Origin of the sequence: Stenotrophomonas sp. 169, from assembly GCF_014621775.1 — a bacterium.
In the GTDB taxonomy this organism is placed as follows: domain Bacteria; phylum Pseudomonadota; class Gammaproteobacteria; order Xanthomonadales; family Xanthomonadaceae; genus Stenotrophomonas.
This window is the reverse complement of record NZ_CP061204.1, coordinates 2159179-2178021: the sequence shown is the minus strand read 5'-3', so window position 1 is coordinate 2178021 and position 18843 is coordinate 2159179. Positions and strand designations below refer to the sequence as shown.

Here is an 18843-nt window from a genome sequence, read left to right as displayed (position 1 = left end):
CTGCGAGCGCAGCGGCACCCCCACACGTCAGAACCTGTAACGAACGCCGAGCATGTAACGTGGACTCTGGTCCGCCAGCTTCACGATCATCTGCGAGGTGCGCGAGCGCCAGCGTACGTCTTCGCCGGTCAGGTTGATCGCCTCCAGGCCGAAGGACCAGTGCTCATCCAGCGTGTAGTTCACGCTGAGATCCCATTGGTCATACGCTTCCACATAGTAGGGGTTGCGGCTGGTGCCCTGGTTGGCCAGGATCAGGTACTGGTCACGCCAGTTCCATGCCAGACGTACCGACCAGCCGTACTTTTCGTACATCAGCATGGCATTGGCGGTGTCGCTGAGGCCAGTGAGCGAGAACTGGTCGATGTTCGGATCACCCGCGTCGTTGTAGCCCACGTCACCGTTGACGATGGTGTAGTTGGCGAGCACGCCGAAGCCGGTGTCGCCGAAGAAGTACTGCCCCCCGAGCTCCCAGCCATTCAGCTTGGAATCGTTCTGGTTGATGGGTCGGTTGACGTTGAACTGGTACAGCGGGTCCGCCGCCGTGCCATACAGATCGTAGGCCGCTTCGGTGGCCAGGACCTGCGCGTCCGTCCCGTTGTAGGCACCCAACCCGCCCGGGTTGTTGCGCAGCAGCGCCAAGGCGGTGAACAGCGCGGTGTCGTTGGCGTTGCAGGCCCCCGCATTGGCCGCACCGACCTGGGTAGCGCAGGCGCCGCTGGTGAGGAACGCCAGCGCCGCCTGTGCATCGGGACCGGCGGTGGGATCCCGCAGGCCGTACAGGTTTTCCTGGACGACGGTGTTGCCGATGAAGTTGGCGACCCGCTTGTTCCAGTAAGTGACCGATACGTAGCTCGCATCCGCGAAGTACCACTCCAGCGCCATGTCGAGGTTGTCGGACTCCAGCGGCTTCAGTTGCGGGTTCTGTGCAGTGCCACTTGCCCGCGAAGACGGATCGATCAGCACCGAACCAAACGGTTGCTGCGCGGTCGGGCCTGCGTACAGGTTGCCGATCGGCGCGCGCGCGATGCTCTTGCCGAACGAGACGCGGCCCTTCAGGTCGTCCATGAGGTCGATGCTGAAGTCGAGGTTGGGCAGGACGTAGCTGTAGCTGTTCTTCTCAGTGAACGGCTGCTGTTCGTCAGACAACACCACGCGGAAGTCATTGTTGGACTGCCATTCGATGGCCTCCGGGATGGCGATGACTGAAGTCGACACCACATCGGTGGTTTCATAGCGCACGCCCAGACGGGTATTGGTACGCAGACCGCCCAGCTCGCCGTCCAGCTCGACCTGGAAGTAGGCCGACTTGGTCTTCTCTTCGACCAGGTTATCGGCGGCGCGCTGCGGGCTCACGCCGAGACTGGCGCCATAGTTGTTCGCCGCCCACTGGGCGAGACGGCCGGCGTCGCCGCGCCAGGCGGTGAAGGTGTTGGCACTGAAGTCGTCGAACAGTCCGACGATGTTGACCGGCTGCAGCAGGTCCATCAGGCCGTTGGCAACATCGCCGTCCACGTTGGCCACGCCCCAGTCGCCCAGGGTGTTGTAGTTTTCCGCCGCCTGGATGCGGTGGGTGGTCTGCTTGCTCGAGTCCACGCCGAACTGGAAGCGCCCCTTGTCGAAGCTCCACTCACCGTCGACGCGACCCTGCTTGATCTCGCTGACCTGGGTCTGCGAATTGATGCGCAGCACCTGCGAACCGATCTCGCCCGGCACGAAACCCGGGTTGACCACGCCGTTGATCTTGGCGAGGGCATCGGCCGTGCTCGGGTACCAGACCTGGGTGCCCACCGGCAGGCCGTTGTTGAAGTTCATTTCCTGGACCCACGATCCGCCGCAATGCGGTCCGGTGGTGCAGTTGTTGGTGCCGGCGATGCTGCTGAAGATGGAGCCGCCCCCGGTGAGCGGGTCGTTCGGGCGGCTTTCGTTTTTCGAGTCGTGCGCGTCGAAGCTCAGCTTGAACCGATCGGTGACATTCCACAGCGCATTGAAGCCAAGCGATCCCAGCTTGTACTTCTGCATGCTGCGCTGCTGTTCCAGCCCGAAATCCTTGGTCCCCGCGATCTCACGGAGGTAGATCGGCGTGGCCACCGCACCGCTGGTGTCGAACGTGACATCGGTGTAGTTGCTGTTCTGCAGCCACATGCCCTGTTCGCCACGATTCTCGGTGATCTCGTTGGTCGAATAGGTGTAGTCCAGGGTCAGCGTCACCGCGTCGGTCGGCACGAACTGCAGCACGGCCTGGCCGTTGATGCGCTCGCGCTCGAACTCGGAAAACGCATAGCGAAGATCGTTCGGCCGACCGTACAGCGCGCCCACTGCCGGCGCATTGACCACGGTCGGGTTACCCGGCAGCGTGCCGGTCCATGGCTGGATGTTCCAATAGTTGTTGGTAGCCTGCACCGAGCCACCCTTGCGCTTCTGGTAGCTGGCGCTCACGCCAACGCCGAAGGTCTTTTCCGGGTTGCTGTAGCTGAAGAGGCCGGACAGTTCCGGCGTCAGGTCGTCGCCGAACGGCTGGCTCTGGTCGGAGACCACCTTCGCACCGGCACTGGCGACGGTGCCATCATGAGCGAGCGGTCGCGCCGTCAGGATGTTGATGGTGGCACCAATGCCACCGCTGGGCACGTTGGCCTGGCTGGTCTTGTAGACCTCGATGCCATTGATGGCTTCAGCAGCCAACTGGGCGAAGTTGAAGGCCCGGGTACCGCCGTCGACACCGCCGATGGCGACCTGTCCGGACGCACCGAATGCATCGGCACCCGGCATCTGGCGCCCGTTGAGGGTGACCATGTTGAACTGCGGGCCGAAGCCGCGCGCGGTGACCTGCGCACCTTCACCATCACGACGTTCGATGGAAATGCCGGTGATGCGCTGCAGGGATTCGGCGAGATTGGTGTCGGGGAACTTGCCGATGTCCTCCGCACTGATCGCATCCACCACGCCGGCCGAATCGCGCTTGATATCCATCGCCTGGCTGAGGCTGTTGCGGATGCCGGTGACCTGCACGGCGTCCAGCTCGGTCGGGCTCGACTGGCCCCGCTGCTGGGCCGCCGGTGTCGGCGTCGCGGCGTCCTGCGCAAATGCGGGATTGATGACCAGGATGCCGCCGACGAAGGTGAACATGGCCCTGGAGGTGAACTTCGCCAGCGTCCGGCTCATGGACGAGCCCTCCAGCCGGGTGTACGACGGACAGTAACTGCGCTCATGACTCTCCCCTCTGACATACGATCGAATGGATGCACCGCCCCTTCTGGGGGCACGTACGGGCGACGCCCGTCTTCCAAACCGAACATCACAGTGCGCGTTGCGTGCACTGCGACTCACACTCGCTTGCAGATTTGCCAGAACAGCCGCGCGGTAAAGGGGGGGTACCTGCTGGCCTTACACTGGCTCAGTGGTAGCGCTACCATCACGTCACGGGCGCAGACTACGCACCCCGGATCGCGATTGTCATCATGCAGCGCAGCAAAGGAGCCGATTGTTTGACTCGCAGCCGAAAAGCCATCCGTCGCAAGGCGAGCGCCATCACCATCGACGACGTCGCCGCGCATGCAGGCGTATCGGCGATGACCGTTTCGCGGGTCATCAATGGCCATGCCGGCGTGCGCGAAGGCAACCGCGAGCGGGTGATGCGCAGCGTGCAGGAACTGGACTACCGGCCCAACCTTGCTGCCAGCGCGTTGGCCGCGGCGCAACACACCTGCATCGCATTGATCTACACCAATCCCAGCTCCAGCTATCTGCGTGAACTGCTGGTCGGCGCGCTGCGTGGGTCTACCCGGTCAGCGGCGCAACTGGTGATCGCCAGCTGGGATGAGCTGGACAGCCAGGCACGTCGGGAAGCGGCACGGCAGCTTTCCATCACGGTCTCGGGCGTGATTCTTCCACCCCCCCTGTGCGAAACAAAGGCCATCGTCGATGTATTTGTCAACGCCGGTATTCCCGTGGTCTCCATTGCGTCCAGTCATTTCAGCGACGTGATTTCCTGCGTGCGCATCGATGACCGCCAGGCCAGCCGTGACGTGATGTCGCATCTGCTCGCCCACGGGCACACGCGCATCGGCTACATCACGGGCGATCCAAACCAGACGGCCAGTGCACATCGCTGGCAAGGGTACCGGGACGCCCTGGCTGACGCCGATATCGGCTACGACCCCACCCTTGTCCAGCCCGGCTACTTCACCTACCGCTCGGGACTGGAGGCGGCCGAACGACTATTGAGCCTGGATCAGCCGCCCAGCGCGATCTTCGCCAGCAACGATGACATGGCATCGGCGGTTGTTTCAGTGGCGCACCGTCGCGGCATGGACGTACCGGGTGATCTGTCGGTGATTGGTTTCGATGACACCTCCGCGTCCACGATGGTGTGGCCGGAGCTGACCACGCTGCATCAGCCGGTGGCCGAGATGGCAGACAGCGCGGTAGACATCCTGCTGCGGGAGATTCGTCGTACGCCTTCCGCCGGACGTGTCGCCGTCAATCAGGTGCTTGCGCACCGATTGATCACGCGCGCTTCCGTATCCAGGCCGCTGCTGTCCCCTGTGCGCCGGCCATCGCAGAAAGCATCGCAACGCGACTGATGCCGGGCGATGAAAGCGGATGCCTACCTGGGTGCCAGCAGCACGGGCGACGTAGCCGTTCTTCAAGAATACCGGTTGGGCGCCAGAAGCACCCTCGCCCAATTGCGGATTGTCGAGTGCTGGCCCCTACTCCGCGGCAAACGCACGAAGTAAACTCCGCTGCGTTGGACTCGACAATGGATAGGTCGTAATGGTCATCACGCTTAGGACGGCATCGATCATCGGTGCACTGCTGGCCGTTGCAGGCACCGGCTGTAAGCCGGCTGCCCCACCCGCTGCCGAATCGCCTGCGCGCGCGAGCGATGGCAGCGTCAGGATGTGCGGCGCCACGGTGAATACCAATCCCGCGATCACGACCGTGCGAGGCAGCAAGGACGTCCTGGTGATCGAAGTCGCGTTGGATAAACTCGGCGGCAGCCTCACTCACGACCCCTTGGTCGTTCTGGTGAAATGCCTTTCAGGGAATGCGGAACTGGGCAGTACCGTCGCTCTTGCACAGCCGTGGACCGAGCAGGTGGAACACCCCGACCTGCACCTCCGTGAACTCAGGCGCATACGCGCCGGTCAGGGCAGCTTGAAGTCCCAGCTGTTCATGCCGCTGGGTACGCCATATGTAAATCCGGACGGTTCGGCATTCTATATAGAAGGTTCGCCGGCCGAGGACTGGACCCCCACCATCAACTACGTCGAGTGGAAAGCGGAACCATACTTAGTCAGATACCACTTTTACTCACGGGGCAATCTCAAAAGGTGGCGCGACCTCGACGCGCTGGTTCGCACGATGACAATTTCAAAGGAATGATCGATGAGCTTCGACTTTTCGCAGGAGCAACGGGATTTCATCCGCGCACGACTGGTGAAGGGACCGCGGGCCGGGACCGTCCAGTTCAGCGATTTGTACGCCAAGGTCGCCGAGTGACTGATTGATGTGCCCGGCGCGCAGGCAGTTCGATCCTGGTTCCTCAGCGCACTGAACTGCGACTGCGCCCCGGACGGCTGCCGTGACGTCCGCTGAGGACCACATATGGCCGTCCCGCACGAAAATTCGGTCGCTAACGACGGGTACGTCGGGTGTGCAGCGTTGAAGCGCCAGTTTGGCAACACCGAGGTGCGCTAGAGTGGATTGGCCAACAAAAGCGTACAGGTTCTGCTCAGACGTTCCTTGGGTGTGTCGCCTTTCCATAAGGCACCCATGCCCCTGCGCCCGGTAAACTTCCAGGTTCATGGAAGTGCTGCATATACCAGCGAAGGACCCGTATGGCGTTCCCACCTCGCCGCATAAGGTGATGTTCCGACTTGACGCTTTAATCCGTTGGATGGATATCAATGACAACTGCCGCAGGCTTCACGGATAGAAGCGTAGCCGATCAGTCGGGAAAGACCTTCGTTGTAACCGGCGCTAATGCTGGAATTGGATTGGAGATAGCGCGTGTGCTGGCGTTGCGAGGTGCGCGCGTACTGATGGCGTGTCGGGACATCGCCAAGTTTCAAGCCGCGGCTGCTGATATCCGGCGCACGGCGCCACAGTCAGAGTTGGCTTGGCTCCCTCTCGATCTGGTTGATCTGGCAAGCGTTCGTGACGCAGCGGCCATCGTGGAAAAAGAGAGTCATCTTCATGGCTTGATCAACAATGCCGGCGTCATGATTCCACCGCTGACCCGTACCCAACAGGGATTCGAACTGCAGTTTGGCGTGAATCATCTGGGCACGTTCGCATTGAGCTCGCTGTTGCTACCGAAGCTGGCGGCAACACCAGGCGCGCGCGTGGTTGTCACATCAAGCATTGCTCACATCAAGGGCTACATTGAGTGGGACGATATCAACGCGGAAAGAACGTACCACCGGGCGGCGCGTTATCGTTCGAGCAAGCTGGCCAACGCGCTTCATTTCTTCGAGCTGGATAAACGACTCAGGTCCGCTGGTTCAAGCGTGCTGTCAGTGGGGTGCCATCCTGGGGTGGCGTATACCCGGCTTGGGCGGTACATGGGAATCGCGCAGCTTGCTGGTCCCGTGGTTGGGCTATTACTCAACACGGCTGCACAGGGGGCGTGGCCAGCACTGCACGCAGCCACAGGCGATGTAGTGCCTGGCGGGTACTACGGTCCCTCGGGCTTCGCCGAAATGAGAGGTGTATCCGGGGCCGCCAAGCGCTCGGCAGGCGCAATGGATCCAGAGGCGGCAAGACGCCTTTGGGAGATGTCGGTGGAAATGACCGGTATCGATCCCGGGCTGGCGGAGGCTAAGTGAGCTGACAGCTGATCGTCTCAGAGGACGCGCCTCTCTGGCCCCTCACTTGCGGGCGGAACGCGCGTCCTTTTCACCACTGTCTTTTGCAGTGGCGCGGCTCTGCGCGAACTCCGGGAACGTCTCTGCTATCGACGCCTTATCCGGAAGCACGTAGAACACCCCGCCCCGCTCGAAGGTCGTTCGAACAATCTGCTCGTAAAACGTCGGCGAAATGTTGATGCAGCCATGCGTCACGCGGTTGTCTTCGGCTGACGCCGATGCCAGTCGCTCGGCACGTTTCTCTGCCGGCACGCCGGTGGTAATCGGATGCAACGCAACCCCGGAATCGTAGTCCACCCACAGCACGCGCCCGGCATCGATGGACGGGCCGTACCCGCCTATGAAGCGACCGGCAGGCGTAGTGCGATCTCGCCCTGGAATCTCGCGAAGCGCCAGACCGGCGACGCCGGGTGCGGTGTGGTCACCTTTCGCTGAACCGAATAATGCCGGCGCTGCGCCGCGCAGCTTGCCATCGCCGTCGAACACCAGGACCTGCGCTGCCGCCTTGTCCATGATCGCGAACGGGTAGCCTTGGCTGTCCTTCGATGCAACGATCCAGCCCGCCAGTTCAATCACGGTGTCTGACACTGACTGGCCTTCCGGAAGCTCGTCCACTGCGGCTACCGACGGTGCAGCGGCGTTCTTGTCGGCGTTCCTGGCACTGACCGTGCCAGCGCTCGCGAGCGCCAGCGCCACGACCACTGCGCCACAAAGCGGCCCGAAGCTGGAATAGGAGTGGGTACGGATGGGAGTATTCCTTCGAATCATCTCTAACGCCCTAAGGACGCCGGTGGCCTGTAATGGCCACCGGTCCCTGGTTCAAACATTCACTGCAAGGTGAGCGAAGCGATCAGCCGCGCGGCTTGCGGCGCGGGGCCTGCTCAAGCTGCTGCACACGGCCTTCAATCTGGTCCAGACGCTGGTTGGCCTGGGTCGCAGACTGATTGGCGGATTCGGCGCTCTGGGCGGCACCCTGCACCTTCACGTCCAACTGGTCGAGGCGGGAGTCGATGCGTGCGAAGTCGTCTTTATAGGTGGCGCAGGCACTCAGGCTGACGCCTGCGATCAGTGCGACGCCAAGCGTACGTGCGGTCGTCAGGTGCTGTTTGGTAATGAACATTTCGCTGTCTCCGTCGTATGGGGTGTTCGGACTATAGCGGCGTTTTTGACTAGGCCAAGACCGACGTTCAGTGAATGCCCGGGGAGGTAGAGGGGGCGTGAAGACCCCCTCCCCCCGCTCAGCTTCTATGCATCAGGATCATTTTTTCCTGCGACATGTCGCGCATGGTGTACGGGATGCCGCCGGTGCCATATCCCGACTCACGACGTCCGGCAAACGGCATCCAATCCGTGCGGAACGCCGTAGCGTCGTTGATCATCACTGCCGAAGCATCCAGCCGGTTGGCCGCTCTCAGGGCGATGTCGATGTCCTGCGCGAAAATGCTGGCCTGGAACGCGGTTGGCAGCGCGTTTGCCCGCGCGATCGCCTTGTCCAGATCGGCGTAGCGAAACACCGCCATCACCGGCCCGAACACTTCCTGCGTGGTAATGCGGGCATCATCGGCAGGATTCAGCAGCACGGTAGGCTGCAACGTGGTCTCGGACAGGCGCTTGCCCCCTGTGGCGAGCGTGGCGCCGCCGCTCACGGCGTCCTCGATCCATTCGGCAACGCGGTCGGCTTCGCGGGGCTGGATCAGCGGACCGACATCGGTCTCCTCCAGGGTCGGATCGCCGGTATGCAGGCGTTCGACGCGGTCGACAAGGGCTTCGGTGAACGCATCGGCGATGTCGTCGTGGACGAAGATACGCTGCGTGGACACGCACACCTGGCCTGCATGGTAATAACCGCCCTTGACGATCGGTTCGATGATTCTAGACAGGTCCGCACTGCGGTCGACAATCGCAGGCGCAACGCCGCCGTGCTCCAGTGCCGAGCGTGCACCGTGGGCCAGTTTTGCGTGCAGTGACCACCCTACCCTTGCTGAGCCGATGAAGCTCAGGAACGCAATTCGCCTGTCGGTGGCCAATGCCTCGGCGAGGTCGCTACCTTCCGGCAGGAAACTCTGGCACCACGGTTCGGGCAGGCCCGCCTCGTGGACCATCGCCACGAACTCCAGGCAGGACAACGGCGTGGCAGAGGCCGGCTTGATGATGACCGGGCAACCCACCGCAATGGCCGGCGCGACTTGGTGGACGATCAGGTTCAGTGGATGGTTGAACGCCGAGATCGCCGCCACGATGCCGATGGGTTCGCGTGTGGTGAAGGCCCAGCGCCCTTCTGCGGCTGCCGACAGCCCCATCGGGATCTCGCGGCCACCGAAGTTCCGCAACTCATCTGCTGCGTTGTGGACACCGTCGATCGCGCGCGCGGTCTCGACAATCGCATCCCGCAGCGGTTTGCCGCCCTCGCGTGCGATCTGCAGGGCGAGGTGATCGCGCTTGGCATCCATCAAGGCGGCGAGCTTGCGCAGGATCGCGATGCGCTGGTGCGGCGGCAGCCAGCCGTCGCGGTCCTTGAACACTCGCTCAGCGACGCTGAGTTTCTTCTCCAGCGCGCCAGCAGTGTCCAACCCGACCTCTGTGATGGGCGCGCGGTCGAAGGCCTGTACGACGGTCAGCATCTTGTGCTCCTTGATAAGCTCAGGGGATGATCAGGCGCAGCCCACATCCGGCACGCGATTACGCAGTTCATCCACCAGCACGCGGGTGTTCTCCGAGTAGTCGATGGGCACGTCCAGCAGGTGGACACCCCCGCCGGCAAAGGCGGCCTCGATCATCGGCGCCAGTTCCTCCACAGCCGTTACCCGGCTCCCCTTCGCGCCATACGCCTCGGCATACTTCACGAAATCGGGGTTGCCAAACTGCATGCCGAAATCCTCGAAGCCATCGACTGCCTGCTTCCAGCGGATCATGCCGTAGGCGTTGTCGTTGAGGATCAGCACGACCAGGTTGAGGCCCAGTCGCACGGCCGTTTCCATCTCCTGCGAGTTCATCATGAAGCCGCCGTCCCCACACACCGCCATGACGCGGCGCTTCGGGTACAGCATCGCCGCCATCATGGCTGATGGCAGGCCGGCGCCCATGGTGGCAAGCGCATTGTCGAGCAGCAGCGTGTTGGCGACATGCGTGCGGTAATTGCGGGCGAACCAGATCTTGTACATGCCATTGTCCAGGCACACGATGCCGTCGTCCGGCACCGCCTGGCGCACGTCATGCACCACCCGCTGCGGCGTGACCGGGAAACAGTCTTCGTCGGCGCGCTCGTTGAGATGGGCAAGGATTTTCTGGCGCAATTCGGCCATGCCCTCGTCGCCAGACAGGCGACCTTCCAGGCGGTCAGCCAAGGCGTCGACCGATGCACCGATGTCGCCCAGCACCTCGATATTGGGGTGGTAGACCTGCTCGACCGTGGCGGACTGGAAGCTGATATGGATGACCTTCGGCCCGCCGCTGCTTTTCATCAGGAACGGCGGCTTTTCGATGGTGTCGTGGCCGATGGCGATGATCAGGTCGGCGCGGGCGACGGCCTCATGGACATAATCGCCTTCGGAAAGCGCGGCCGTCCCCATGTACAGGTTGGACCCCCCGGTGACAGCGCCCTTGCCCATCTGTGTGTTGAAGAACGGCAGGCGCGTACGTGCCACGAAGGCCGACAGGGCCTCGGTGAGCCACGGCCTGCTGCCGGCCGCGCCGATCATCACCAGTGGCCGCTTCGCCGCGAGGATGGCGGCCTCTGCCCGGTCCAAGGCGGCAGGCGATGCAACGGGACGGTCCAGCGCATGCACGGGGATGACAGGAATATCCTCCACCTCCTCGCCTGCGACGTCCTCCGGTAGCTCCAGATGGACGGGGCCGGGGCGCTCTTCCATGGCCACACGGAACGCATCACGCACCATGGCGGGGATTGCGGCCGGGCTGACGATCTGGCGCGTCATTTTCGTGAGCGGCTTCATCGACGCCACGATATCCACGATCTGGAAGCGGGCCTGCTTCGCACTCATTACCGCCTTTTGGCCAGTGATGAGGATCATCGGCCACGCACCCAGATGGGCATATGCCGCACCGGTGGAGAAGTTCAGCGCGCCCGGGCCGAGGGTGGCCAGGCACACGCCCGGTCTGCCCGTGAGCCGACCGTGGGTGGCGGCCATGAAGGCGGCCGCCTGTTCGTGGCGGGTAAGGACGAGTTCGATGCGCGAGTTGCGGAGTGACTCGAGGAAGTCGAGATTCTCCTCGCCCGGCACACCAAAGATGCGGTCGACGCCTTCATTCTCCAGCGCTTTGACCAGTAGATCCGAGCCCTTCTGCATAGCTTCGATCCTTGCGGTGACGATGAACCACTATACCCCCGCGTATTTCAACGGCTTTGGCCTCATCGTCACCCTGCCAGCACCCTGTCTGCAGGTTGCTCAAGCCGCGGGCATCACCTTCCCCTGCCCCACCAACCCCCGCGATGCGCTGACATACCGGATAAACTTGCCGACGAAGATGCCGGTGAACCCACCGGAGATCATCAGGTACGCGGCACGGAATCCGGTATCAGCCACCAGCTCAGGCGACATCGCAAGCGCCACTTCAAAACCATACTTCACCAAGAAGGTGACCAGCAGCAGCGGCAGCAGGCTGTAATCCGCGCCCCGCCACAATGCGCCGGTGGCAGGTTCAACGCGCAGCTGCAGTCTTCGCAGCAGTGCCCAGCCGATGGCAGCGCCCGCCGCGATACCGACTAGCCAGAGCGCCCATGCCTGCCAGGAGCCTGCATACCGGGCGTTGATCGACCACATGCCCCACGCCGTGAACAGCACCGGCACGATGGCGAGTTTCCCCAGTGAGGTTTCCCCTGGTTTCATGGCCTTGATGCCGCGCACTACCAGGAATGCCAGGACCAGCCAGACCCAGATCGGGGTATGCGAAACGATGAGCTGCAGCATCTGCACGGGACGTCCTTGATGTAAGAGATGCTGGCCAGGCGGGCCAGCGCGTGGGGTAAATGATGGGGGGCAACGCGTCCGCTTCACAGTGACAGCTGTCACCTGATTGAGGTGCACGGCGGGGCGTGCTGCTCACCGAACGCGCGCACGGGCCGTGTCATCCTGCCCCCATGCAGAAGACCTCGAACAAGGAAGCCTGGAATCCGCGTGGGTTCCTTGCCGACACCACGGCACTGATCATTTTCTTCACCGTTACCGGCGCGCTCAACGAGCGCTACATCACCGGCATGAGCTGGGAAGACGTCGGACAGGCACGGCTGCTCGGTGCGGCACTGATGGTGCCCGTGGCACGCCCCTACGGCATGTGGCGCGATCTGCTGATGCGCCGCGCCACGGCGGCGCGCTGGTCCCGCGTTCTCTGGGACAGCACGGCGCTGGTGACGTTCCAAGTGCCGATCTACGCCGCCGTCATCGCCTTCAGCGGCGCGTCGGGCCGCGATCTGGTGTTCGGCATCCTGGGTGCCACGGTCATCATGCTGCTCTCCGGACGCCCCTACGGCGCCTTCCTCAACTGGGTGCGCGCGCGGTTCGGCTTGCCGCCGGGCGGAGCCAAACCGATGAGTCTGCAGGAGTAAGGACGCCATCCTTGGCAGAGAGCTCTGCGCGAAGATCCAAGCCCTTGTGGAGGGGCTGTGCGGCGAATACCGGCCTAATCTCCGCATAAATTGCGGAGATTAACGTTGGTTGGCAGCTGAACTGATGGCTGCTTCGCGGCAGCACCTGCGACAAACCGTCGCAGAATGGCGCAACCAAGCCGTTTTCCCCCTGACGCGTCCGCCCCATCCCGTAGAATCAGCCCCGTGCGCGTCCCCGTCTTCCACCGCTGGCTCCACGTTCTGGCCTGTCTGGCCATTGTGCTGGTCGTGGTCGCTCCGTTGGTCAGCCGGGCGTTGGCACACCCGCTGGTGGCATCCGTGCAGGCGCCAGATACCCATGCGGGCCCTGCGATGGAAATGGACGCGCCGCCATCCCCGTCGGCCGATACGCACCATCAGCACCATGAAGGGATGGAGGGCATGGACCACGCCATGCCGATGATGTCGCCGCCCACGAAAACGGCACCCCCGGAATCCACGCCCGCGAAGGTCATTGATCCCCACGCAGACCATGAGATGGGCGTGGAGTGCGATTACTGCCTCATCGCCGCCCGCATGATCACCCTGCTGGTGGCGCTGCTGTTGCTGATCAGCCTGTGGCCGGCGGTGTTCCGTGCCGTAGCCGGACTGGTCGATACGCAGACCCGCCCCGCGCCGGGAACGCTCGGCGCCCGCGGCCCACCACGCGCCCTCGCCTGCTGATCCAGCCCGCGCCCTGAGGCCCACCGAGCCCGGCTGTCCCTGCACGCTCCACGTCGCTGGCAGGTCGCCGGGACAGGCGAGTTCGCGGCTGGTCACTGTATCCCCCGTTCCGCAACCGGCTGACAGGCCGGCTCAATTCCGTGTCGCGGCCCTGAGGGGTCGCGGCATCTCGATGTCGTGGCCGATCGTGCGTCGATCAGCACCCGTGCGCTTGGGCGCTTGGGCACTCCGTATCCCGTGGTCCGACATCCCGTATCCAGGGTCCACCCATGACGATCTCCCGATTCTCATCCGGCACGCTGCCCCGCCACGGCGCGCTGCTGCTATCCATCAGCGCACTCTGCGCACCCGGCGCCTTTGCCCAGACCAGCAGTGCGCTTGCGCCTGCAGACCCGACGACGCTGGACGCGCTGAACGTGCAAGGGCAGCGGCAGCGCCTGCTGGATTCGCCGGAGGCGGTAGGCAGCCGCCTGGGCCTGACCCAGCGCGAGACCCCAGCGTCTTTGCAGGTCATCGACCAGAACGACATCGCCACCCAGGGGGCACGCACCACCAGCGAGGTGTTCGACATGGTCGGCGGCGCGATGGTCGGCAATGTGCCGGGCAATCCTGCCGTGGTCACGATGCGGGGGTTCAGTGGCAACACGGTCTCGGTCCTGCACGACGGCGTGCGGCTGGGCACCTCCACGATCGTCACCCGTAATCTGGATACGTTCGGCTTGGAACGCGTTGAAGTGTTGCGCGGTCCGGCGTCGGTGCTCTACGGTGAAGGGGCACTGGGGGGTGCCATCAACCTGGTGAGTCGCAAGCCGCAGTTCGGCGCGACCAGCATGGAGGGCATGCTCGGGGTCGGCAGCTTCAACACGTGGCGGGCCGGCCTGGACGTCAACACGCCGCTGTCGGATACCGTGGCGGTACGCGGTTTCGTCAGCCGGTTGCGCTCTGACAGCCTGGATGACATCGACAACAACGACACGGACCTGCTGACGGTAGGCGGCAGTCTGCTTTGGCGCCGCGATTCCGGCATGTCGATGTTGTTCTCTTTCGAGCACGCCGAGGACGAGAGTACGGGCACGTATCAGGGTGCGCCGATGGTGCCGGCCGATGTGGCCCGATCGCCCAGTCACGTCGTCCGCAGCAGCAACGGATTCGTCGTGGACAAGGCCACCCGCCATGTGAACTACAACCCTTTGGGTGCCACCACCGGCGCCAACAGTGACCTGTTGCGCTGGCGTGTCGAACTTCCGCTTGCTGACAACTGGACGCTGCAGAACGATCTCAGCTGGTATCAGGCCGACCGGGACTTTTTCTATTCCGACAACTGGATCTACAACCGTTCGACCGGGCAGTTCTCGCGAACCGCCGAGCGGATCCGGCACGACCAGACGACGTGGAACGAGCGTCTTGCGCTGTCCTACGATGGCCAGATCGGGGCACGTCGCAACCGGTTCACGGCGGGGGCCGAGTACAACGACACTGATTTCCACAATCCGCGACAGACCGGCGTGACCACCCCGGTATCGCCGCTTGATCCGGATGTCGGCCTGTTCCCGGATGGATCGGCCGGCAACTTTCCCGGCGCGGGAAACAATGTGATCTTCGAGTCGCGCCTGCGCACCACCGCCGTGTTCGCCGAGAATGCACTCAACGTGACAGACCGCTGGATCCTGTTGGCGGGCGGGCGCGTGGAAAACATCAAACTGTCGCGTGACATCCGCGATCTGAATACCGGCAGCGTGGACGCGTTCCGGCCCGATTACAGCCCGTTCTCCTGGCGGATCGGCAGCGTGTTCGACCTCACCCCGGATGTGCAGGTCTACGGGCAGTACGCCACTGCGGTGAGCCCGGTGTCCACCCTGTTGACCATGCGCCCGGCTGCCGGTGTGTTCGATCTCAGCAAGGGCAAGTCGCTCGAGGCGGGCATCAAGGCGAGCGTGTGGGACAAGCGCATGGAACTTACTGCAGCGGCCTACCGGATCGAGCGGGATAACATCCTGACCCGCGACCCGGTCAACCCGAGCATCAGCGTGCAGGGTGGCGAGCAGTCGTCGCAGGGCGTTGAACTGTCTGCAGAGGCCCAGGTGACGCGCGGGCTGCGCGTGGACCTCTCGGCTGCGTATGGCAGCGCGCGCTACGATCGCCTGCTGGAAGCCGGCGGGGCCGATCGCGGCGGCAATCGCCCCACCAATGTGCCCAATGGCACGGCCGCACTGGCTGCGACCTATCGCTTCCTGGGCCTTCCGTTTTCTGTAGGGGCCTCCGGCCGCAGCGTCGGCGGTTTCTACACCGACAACGCCAACACGATCCACGTCCGTGGCCATACGACGTTCGATGCCTGGGTCGGCTACGACTGGCAGCAGGTATCGGCGGTGCTGCGTGTGCGGAATCTGTCGAACGCGCTTTATGGAGCGTATTCCGGGTATCCGTCCACCCACATCTACCTCGGCGCACCCCGCAGCGTCGAGCTGACCCTGCGCACGCGGTTCTGACATGACCTCACACTCTACTTCCGCACAGCGCGGCGATCCCGGCAACCGGGACCGGCATCGGCTGTTCTGGCGTTGGCATCTGTATGCCGGGCTGTTCGTCGCGCCGTTTCTGGTGTTGCTTGCCATCACCGGTGCGATCTATCTGTTCAACGATGAGTTGAACGATGCCCTCTACCCGGAGCTGCGCTTCACCCCTGCCCCGTGGCAAGAGCGATCACCGCTGGCGAGCATGATCGATGCGGCGGAGGCCTCCGCGCCCGGTAGCAGCGCCACGCGGATCGATGTACCGACTGATCGGCAACGTCCTGCCCAGGTCTATCTGCAGCGCGCCGATGCAGAAAGTCAGATCACCTTCGTCGACCCCGGCACCGGTCAGGTGCTTGGCGCGATGGTGCCGTCCCGGACGCTGGTCGGTTTCGCCGAGCGCCTGCATGGGTCGCTGATGCTGGGCACGCTGGGCAGTTACCTGATCGAGCTGGCCGCGTGTTGGGCGGTGGTGCTTATCGTGACGGGGCTCTATCTGGGCTGGCCGCGTGGACAAGGGCTTGCCTGGTGGTCGGGCGTTGTCCCGGATATGCGCGCCAAGGGGCGGGCATTCTGGAAGTCGCTACATGCTGCCACGGGCCTGTGGGTGTCAGTGCTGGTGCTGTTCCTGATCTTCACCGGCCTGCCATGGGCCGCGTTCTGGGGCGACTGGGTGCGCGGTGGCGCGGAGGCCATCCATGCGGGTTACCCGCCGGTTTATCGCCGCTACGTGGCACCGGAGGCACCGAAGATCGGCAGTGTGTTCAACGACGTGCCGTGGACGTTGCAGCACGCGCCGATGCCGCCTGCCGAGGCGGCGGCCGACGCAGCGCATTCGCATCACGGAAGCCACGCGTCCCCGGCGGACGGTGCGGCGCGTCAGTGGACCGCAGCAGGTTTGGAGCGCGCGATAGCGCATGTGCGCGCTGCAGGCACGGCAGACCCGCTGCGGGTATTCCTGCCGAGCACGCAGCGCGGTGCGTTGATGGCCTACACCTACCCCGACAGGCCCCAGGGCCAGGTCACCTACCACTTCGACAGAGAGGGCGAACTGCTGGTGCGGGCGGGCTTCGATGATTACGGCATCGTGGCCCAGGCCATCGAAATGGGCGTGCAGCTGCACATGGGCAACTATTTCGGGCGTGCCAATCAGGCGGTCATGCTGGCCACGTGCATCGGCATCGTCGTGCTGTGTGTGTCGGGTGTGGTGATGTGGTGGCGGCGCAAGCCGGCTGGCCGCATCGGCGCACCGGGAACAGGCAGCCGCACGCCGCTTCGCTGGTGGCTCGTCATCGTCCTCGCGACCGCCATCGTGCTGCCGCTGGTGTTTCTGTCGCTGCTGGTGGTCTGGGCGTTTGATCGCTGGATCAGGCCGCGGTTACGCCTGTTCCGTTGGCTGGATTGACGGAATGCCGGTGATGACGCATCTCGTACAACTGCAGCTTTCCTGATAGACGCCTTTTCGCTGCGCGAGCAGGATGACCGGGCTGAAGCCGAAAGGCGGCAGCCGGGATTGGCATCCTGACGGAATTACTCAATTGGCTCTGTTCTACCTCTCGGGGTACGGCGGAGAATGCACAGCATTGCCCACCGGTCATACGGCGGGCGGTGCGTGGGGATCCCAATCCGCCGGTTTGAGTAATTCCCCGGTATGCCAACCCGCATCGCCCGCCACCCTGCGCCATGGCGCAGGTGGCCTCATCGCATGCGAGGTCCGACCGATGACACCCCAGCATCCACGCAGCCGCGCTCGCCTGGCGCTATTGCTTGGCGACCGCGTGAACGCCTTCCCACCCGGCTTTGTCGATCGACTGGAAGCGCAGATCGAGCAGTTCGAACGCGACCACCCCACTCATCCATGGACGCCACGACTGGCTCTGGTCCCGGCCCCGTCCGAGATTGAAGGCGAGCTGGCGCGCAGCGGTAAGGTCATCGTGTCGAGACGCGTCCTGCAAGGGTTGGATGCCATCCTTGAGATCCTGCATGGCGAGCATCTCTCACGTGGCGATGGGCATACCGACACCCTGCTGGGCGAGCATCTGCTGGAGGGGCTGCTGGTGGTCGGTAGAGATTTGATAAAGACGTCGGTCGGACCGGACCTGGGAGTCCATTGAACATGGACGAGAACCCGCAAACACCGTGCCCAGATGGCCTGGAAGACATCGCCACGACGCTGCGCTCAAATCCCCTGACCATCCGCCGACGGCTCACTGCGCCAGCTGGCGTGCGCCTGACGAGTCTGACGGCGGTGTTGAGTGCGATGGGGCTTCGCCTGCATATCGAGGCGAAGTGACACCCTGGCACGGTGGAGCTGCGGGATCACCGGAAGCAGCGCCCTCGTGCAACGACGCCTCGAGCAGGCTGACATAGGTATCCAGCCGAACCCGCAGCCCGACCAGCAGCCACCCCACCGCATACAGCAGCACCATGGCGACGATCAGTACTGCTTCGATGAACGTGACATCGAAAACCGCAGACCAGTCGCCCCACTGCCAGTGGCGGAACTGCAGATAGAGCGCGATCAGCAGGGGGAACGGCCCGAGGCGCTGCAGTCCGCCGTACATCATCCCCATCCGATCGGTCATGCCGGTCCGCAGGGTGCTGACGAAGCGCAGGCGCTCTTCGCGCTGTTGCCGGGGGAATGCGTGCAGACGCTGCACCAGCTCTCGCCAATGGGCAAAGTCGGCGTCCATCTCCTTCGCATGGGAGAGCCGCGGCTGGGTGTACTGGCGCAGATCCCTGCGCGCCTGCAGGACGAACCCCAGCAGGAAGCCGCCGATCTCAACGCATACGCATACCAGCGTGACGGGGAGGGCTACGGTAGGGTCGAGCCAGCGAGCCGGCGTCACGCCAGCGATGATCCCGATTGCGGCAGCCAACAAGCCGATGCGGAATGACCAGCGCTCGATTCTCGATGCCTGCGGATACACACTGTGCTTGGCATAACGCTGGACCTGCTGATACAGCCAGTCGAAGGTCAGCGCTTCGCCGCTGTCGGGTTCTTGATTCGGCACGTCCGTCGCGCCTGCGTGCATGTCCATTGCCGGTTCTTCCTTTTCCCGTCCGGGCCCCCTGCCCTGACCTGCATTCTACCAATGCCGCATCGGCAAGCACCGATGACCGCAGCTGCCTGCTACCCTCGGCAGCCACGACCCGCCGCCGCCAGGTGACCCCGTTG

15 protein-coding genes are annotated in these 18843 nt (G+C 63.8%); 8 read left to right on the top strand and 7 right to left on the bottom strand.

Annotated features, from left to right (window positions below):
- Positions 1-27: 27 nt before the first annotated feature.
- Entirely contained in the window at positions 28-3159 is a 3132-nt protein-coding gene (locus tag ICJ04_RS09355; RefSeq protein ID WP_188324020.1) for a TonB-dependent receptor, read from the bottom strand.
- 323 nt (positions 3160-3482) lie between these two features.
- Between ICJ04_RS09355 and ICJ04_RS09350 the strand changes: the two genes are divergently transcribed.
- From ICJ04_RS09350 to ICJ04_RS09340, 3 genes are all read left to right on the top strand, one after another.
- Positions 3483-4580, top strand: a complete 1098-nt coding sequence (locus tag ICJ04_RS09350; RefSeq protein ID WP_223202838.1) for a LacI family DNA-binding transcriptional regulator — start codon at positions 3483-3485, stop codon at positions 4578-4580.
- Positions 4581-4770: 190 nt separating this feature from the next.
- Positions 4771-5382, top strand: a complete 612-nt coding sequence (locus ICJ04_RS09345; protein WP_188324018.1) for a hypothetical protein — start codon at positions 4771-4773, stop codon at positions 5380-5382.
- Between the two features lie 524 nt (positions 5383-5906).
- Positions 5907-6827, top strand: coding sequence for an oxidoreductase (locus ICJ04_RS09340; RefSeq protein WP_188324017.1), 921 nt, complete (start codon positions 5907-5909; stop codon positions 6825-6827).
- Positions 6828-6869: 42 nt separating this feature from the next.
- Here the strand turns inward: ICJ04_RS09340 and ICJ04_RS09335 are convergent, their stop codons facing one another.
- The 5 genes from ICJ04_RS09335 to ICJ04_RS09315 form a co-directional block, all read right to left on the bottom strand.
- Entirely contained in the window at positions 6870-7562 is a 693-nt protein-coding gene (locus ICJ04_RS09335) for a L,D-transpeptidase (RefSeq protein WP_188324016.1), read from the bottom strand.
- A 154-nt stretch (positions 7563-7716) separates the two neighbouring features.
- Complete coding sequence (locus ICJ04_RS09330; protein ID WP_188324015.1) at positions 7717-7986, bottom strand: hypothetical protein; 270 nt, start codon at positions 7984-7986, stop codon at positions 7717-7719.
- Between the two features lie 118 nt (positions 7987-8104).
- The gene (locus ICJ04_RS09325; protein ID WP_188324014.1) at positions 8105-9487 is read right to left on the bottom strand and encodes an aldehyde dehydrogenase family protein; all 1383 of its coding nucleotides are present in this window, start codon (positions 9485-9487) and stop codon (positions 8105-8107) included.
- A gap of 30 nt (positions 9488-9517) precedes the next feature.
- Entirely contained in the window at positions 9518-11173 is a 1656-nt protein-coding gene (locus ICJ04_RS09320; protein ID WP_188324013.1) for an acetolactate synthase large subunit, read from the bottom strand.
- Between the two features lie 99 nt (positions 11174-11272).
- A complete protein-coding gene (locus ICJ04_RS09315; RefSeq protein WP_188324012.1) occupies positions 11273-11800 on the bottom strand; it encodes a DUF6622 family protein in 528 nt (175 codons plus the stop codon).
- Between the two features lie 164 nt (positions 11801-11964).
- Here ICJ04_RS09315 and alaE point away from each other — a divergent pair, with 164 nt between their 5' ends.
- The 5 genes from alaE to ICJ04_RS09290 all read left to right on the top strand — a co-directional run bounded on the left by alaE (position 11965) and on the right by ICJ04_RS09290 (position 17779).
- Positions 11965-12429 carry an L-alanine exporter AlaE gene (alaE, locus tag ICJ04_RS09310; RefSeq protein WP_188324011.1) on the top strand — a complete coding sequence of 155 codons (465 nt, stop codon included), beginning with the start codon at positions 11965-11967 and terminating at the stop codon, positions 12427-12429.
- Positions 12430-12705: 276 nt separating this feature from the next.
- Positions 12706-13152: a hypothetical protein gene (locus tag ICJ04_RS09305; RefSeq protein ID WP_188327270.1), complete on the top strand. Its 447-nt coding sequence runs from the start codon at positions 12706-12708 to the stop codon at positions 13150-13152.
- Positions 13153-13421: 269 nt separating this feature from the next.
- The gene (locus tag ICJ04_RS09300) at positions 13422-15641 is read left to right on the top strand and encodes a TonB-dependent siderophore receptor (RefSeq protein WP_188324010.1); all 2220 of its coding nucleotides are present in this window, start codon (positions 13422-13424) and stop codon (positions 15639-15641) included.
- 1 nt (position 15642) lies between these two features.
- On the top strand, positions 15643-17070 hold the full coding sequence (locus tag ICJ04_RS09295) for a PepSY domain-containing protein (protein WP_188324009.1): 1428 nt from the start codon (positions 15643-15645) through the stop codon (positions 17068-17070).
- A gap of 73 nt (positions 17071-17143) precedes the next feature.
- Positions 17144-17779, top strand: a complete 636-nt coding sequence (locus ICJ04_RS09290) for a hypothetical protein (protein ID WP_188324008.1) — start codon at positions 17144-17146, stop codon at positions 17777-17779.
- 93 nt (positions 17780-17872) lie between these two features.
- Here ICJ04_RS09290 and ICJ04_RS09285 read toward each other — a convergent pair whose 3' ends face one another.
- A complete protein-coding gene (locus ICJ04_RS09285; RefSeq protein WP_223202837.1) occupies positions 17873-18706 on the bottom strand; it encodes a hypothetical protein in 834 nt (277 codons plus the stop codon).
- Between the last annotated feature and the right edge of the window lie 137 nt (positions 18707-18843).

Excerpts from the sequence above, each read along its gene's own strand:
- ICJ04_RS09355 (WP_188324020.1), bottom strand. The coding sequence starts at position 3,159 with ATGAGCCGGACGCTGGCGAAGTTCACCTCCAGGGCCATGTTCACCTTC.
- ICJ04_RS09345 (WP_188324018.1), top strand. The coding sequence starts at position 4,771 with ATGGTCATCACGCTTAGGACGGCATCGATCATCGGTGCACTGCTGGCC.
- ICJ04_RS09340 (WP_188324017.1), top strand. The coding sequence starts at position 5,907 with ATGACAACTGCCGCAGGCTTCACGGATAGAAGCGTAGCCGATCAGTCG.
- ICJ04_RS09330 (WP_188324015.1), bottom strand. The coding sequence starts at position 7,986 with ATGTTCATTACCAAACAGCACCTGACGACCGCACGTACGCTTGGCGTC.
- ICJ04_RS09325 (WP_188324014.1), bottom strand. The coding sequence starts at position 9,487 with ATGCTGACCGTCGTACAGGCCTTCGACCGCGCGCCCATCACAGAGGTC.
- ICJ04_RS09320 (WP_188324013.1), bottom strand. The coding sequence starts at position 11,173 with ATGCAGAAGGGCTCGGATCTACTGGTCAAAGCGCTGGAGAATGAAGGC.
- alaE (WP_188324011.1), top strand. The coding sequence starts at position 11,965 with ATGCAGAAGACCTCGAACAAGGAAGCCTGGAATCCGCGTGGGTTCCTT.
- ICJ04_RS09300 (WP_188324010.1), top strand. The coding sequence starts at position 13,422 with ATGACGATCTCCCGATTCTCATCCGGCACGCTGCCCCGCCACGGCGCG.
- ICJ04_RS09295 (WP_188324009.1), top strand. The coding sequence starts at position 15,643 with ATGACCTCACACTCTACTTCCGCACAGCGCGGCGATCCCGGCAACCGG.
- ICJ04_RS09290 (WP_188324008.1), top strand. The coding sequence starts at position 17,144 with ATGACCGGGCTGAAGCCGAAAGGCGGCAGCCGGGATTGGCATCCTGAC.
- ICJ04_RS09285 (WP_223202837.1), bottom strand. The coding sequence starts at position 18,706 with ATGGACATGCACGCAGGCGCGACGGACGTGCCGAATCAAGAACCCGAC.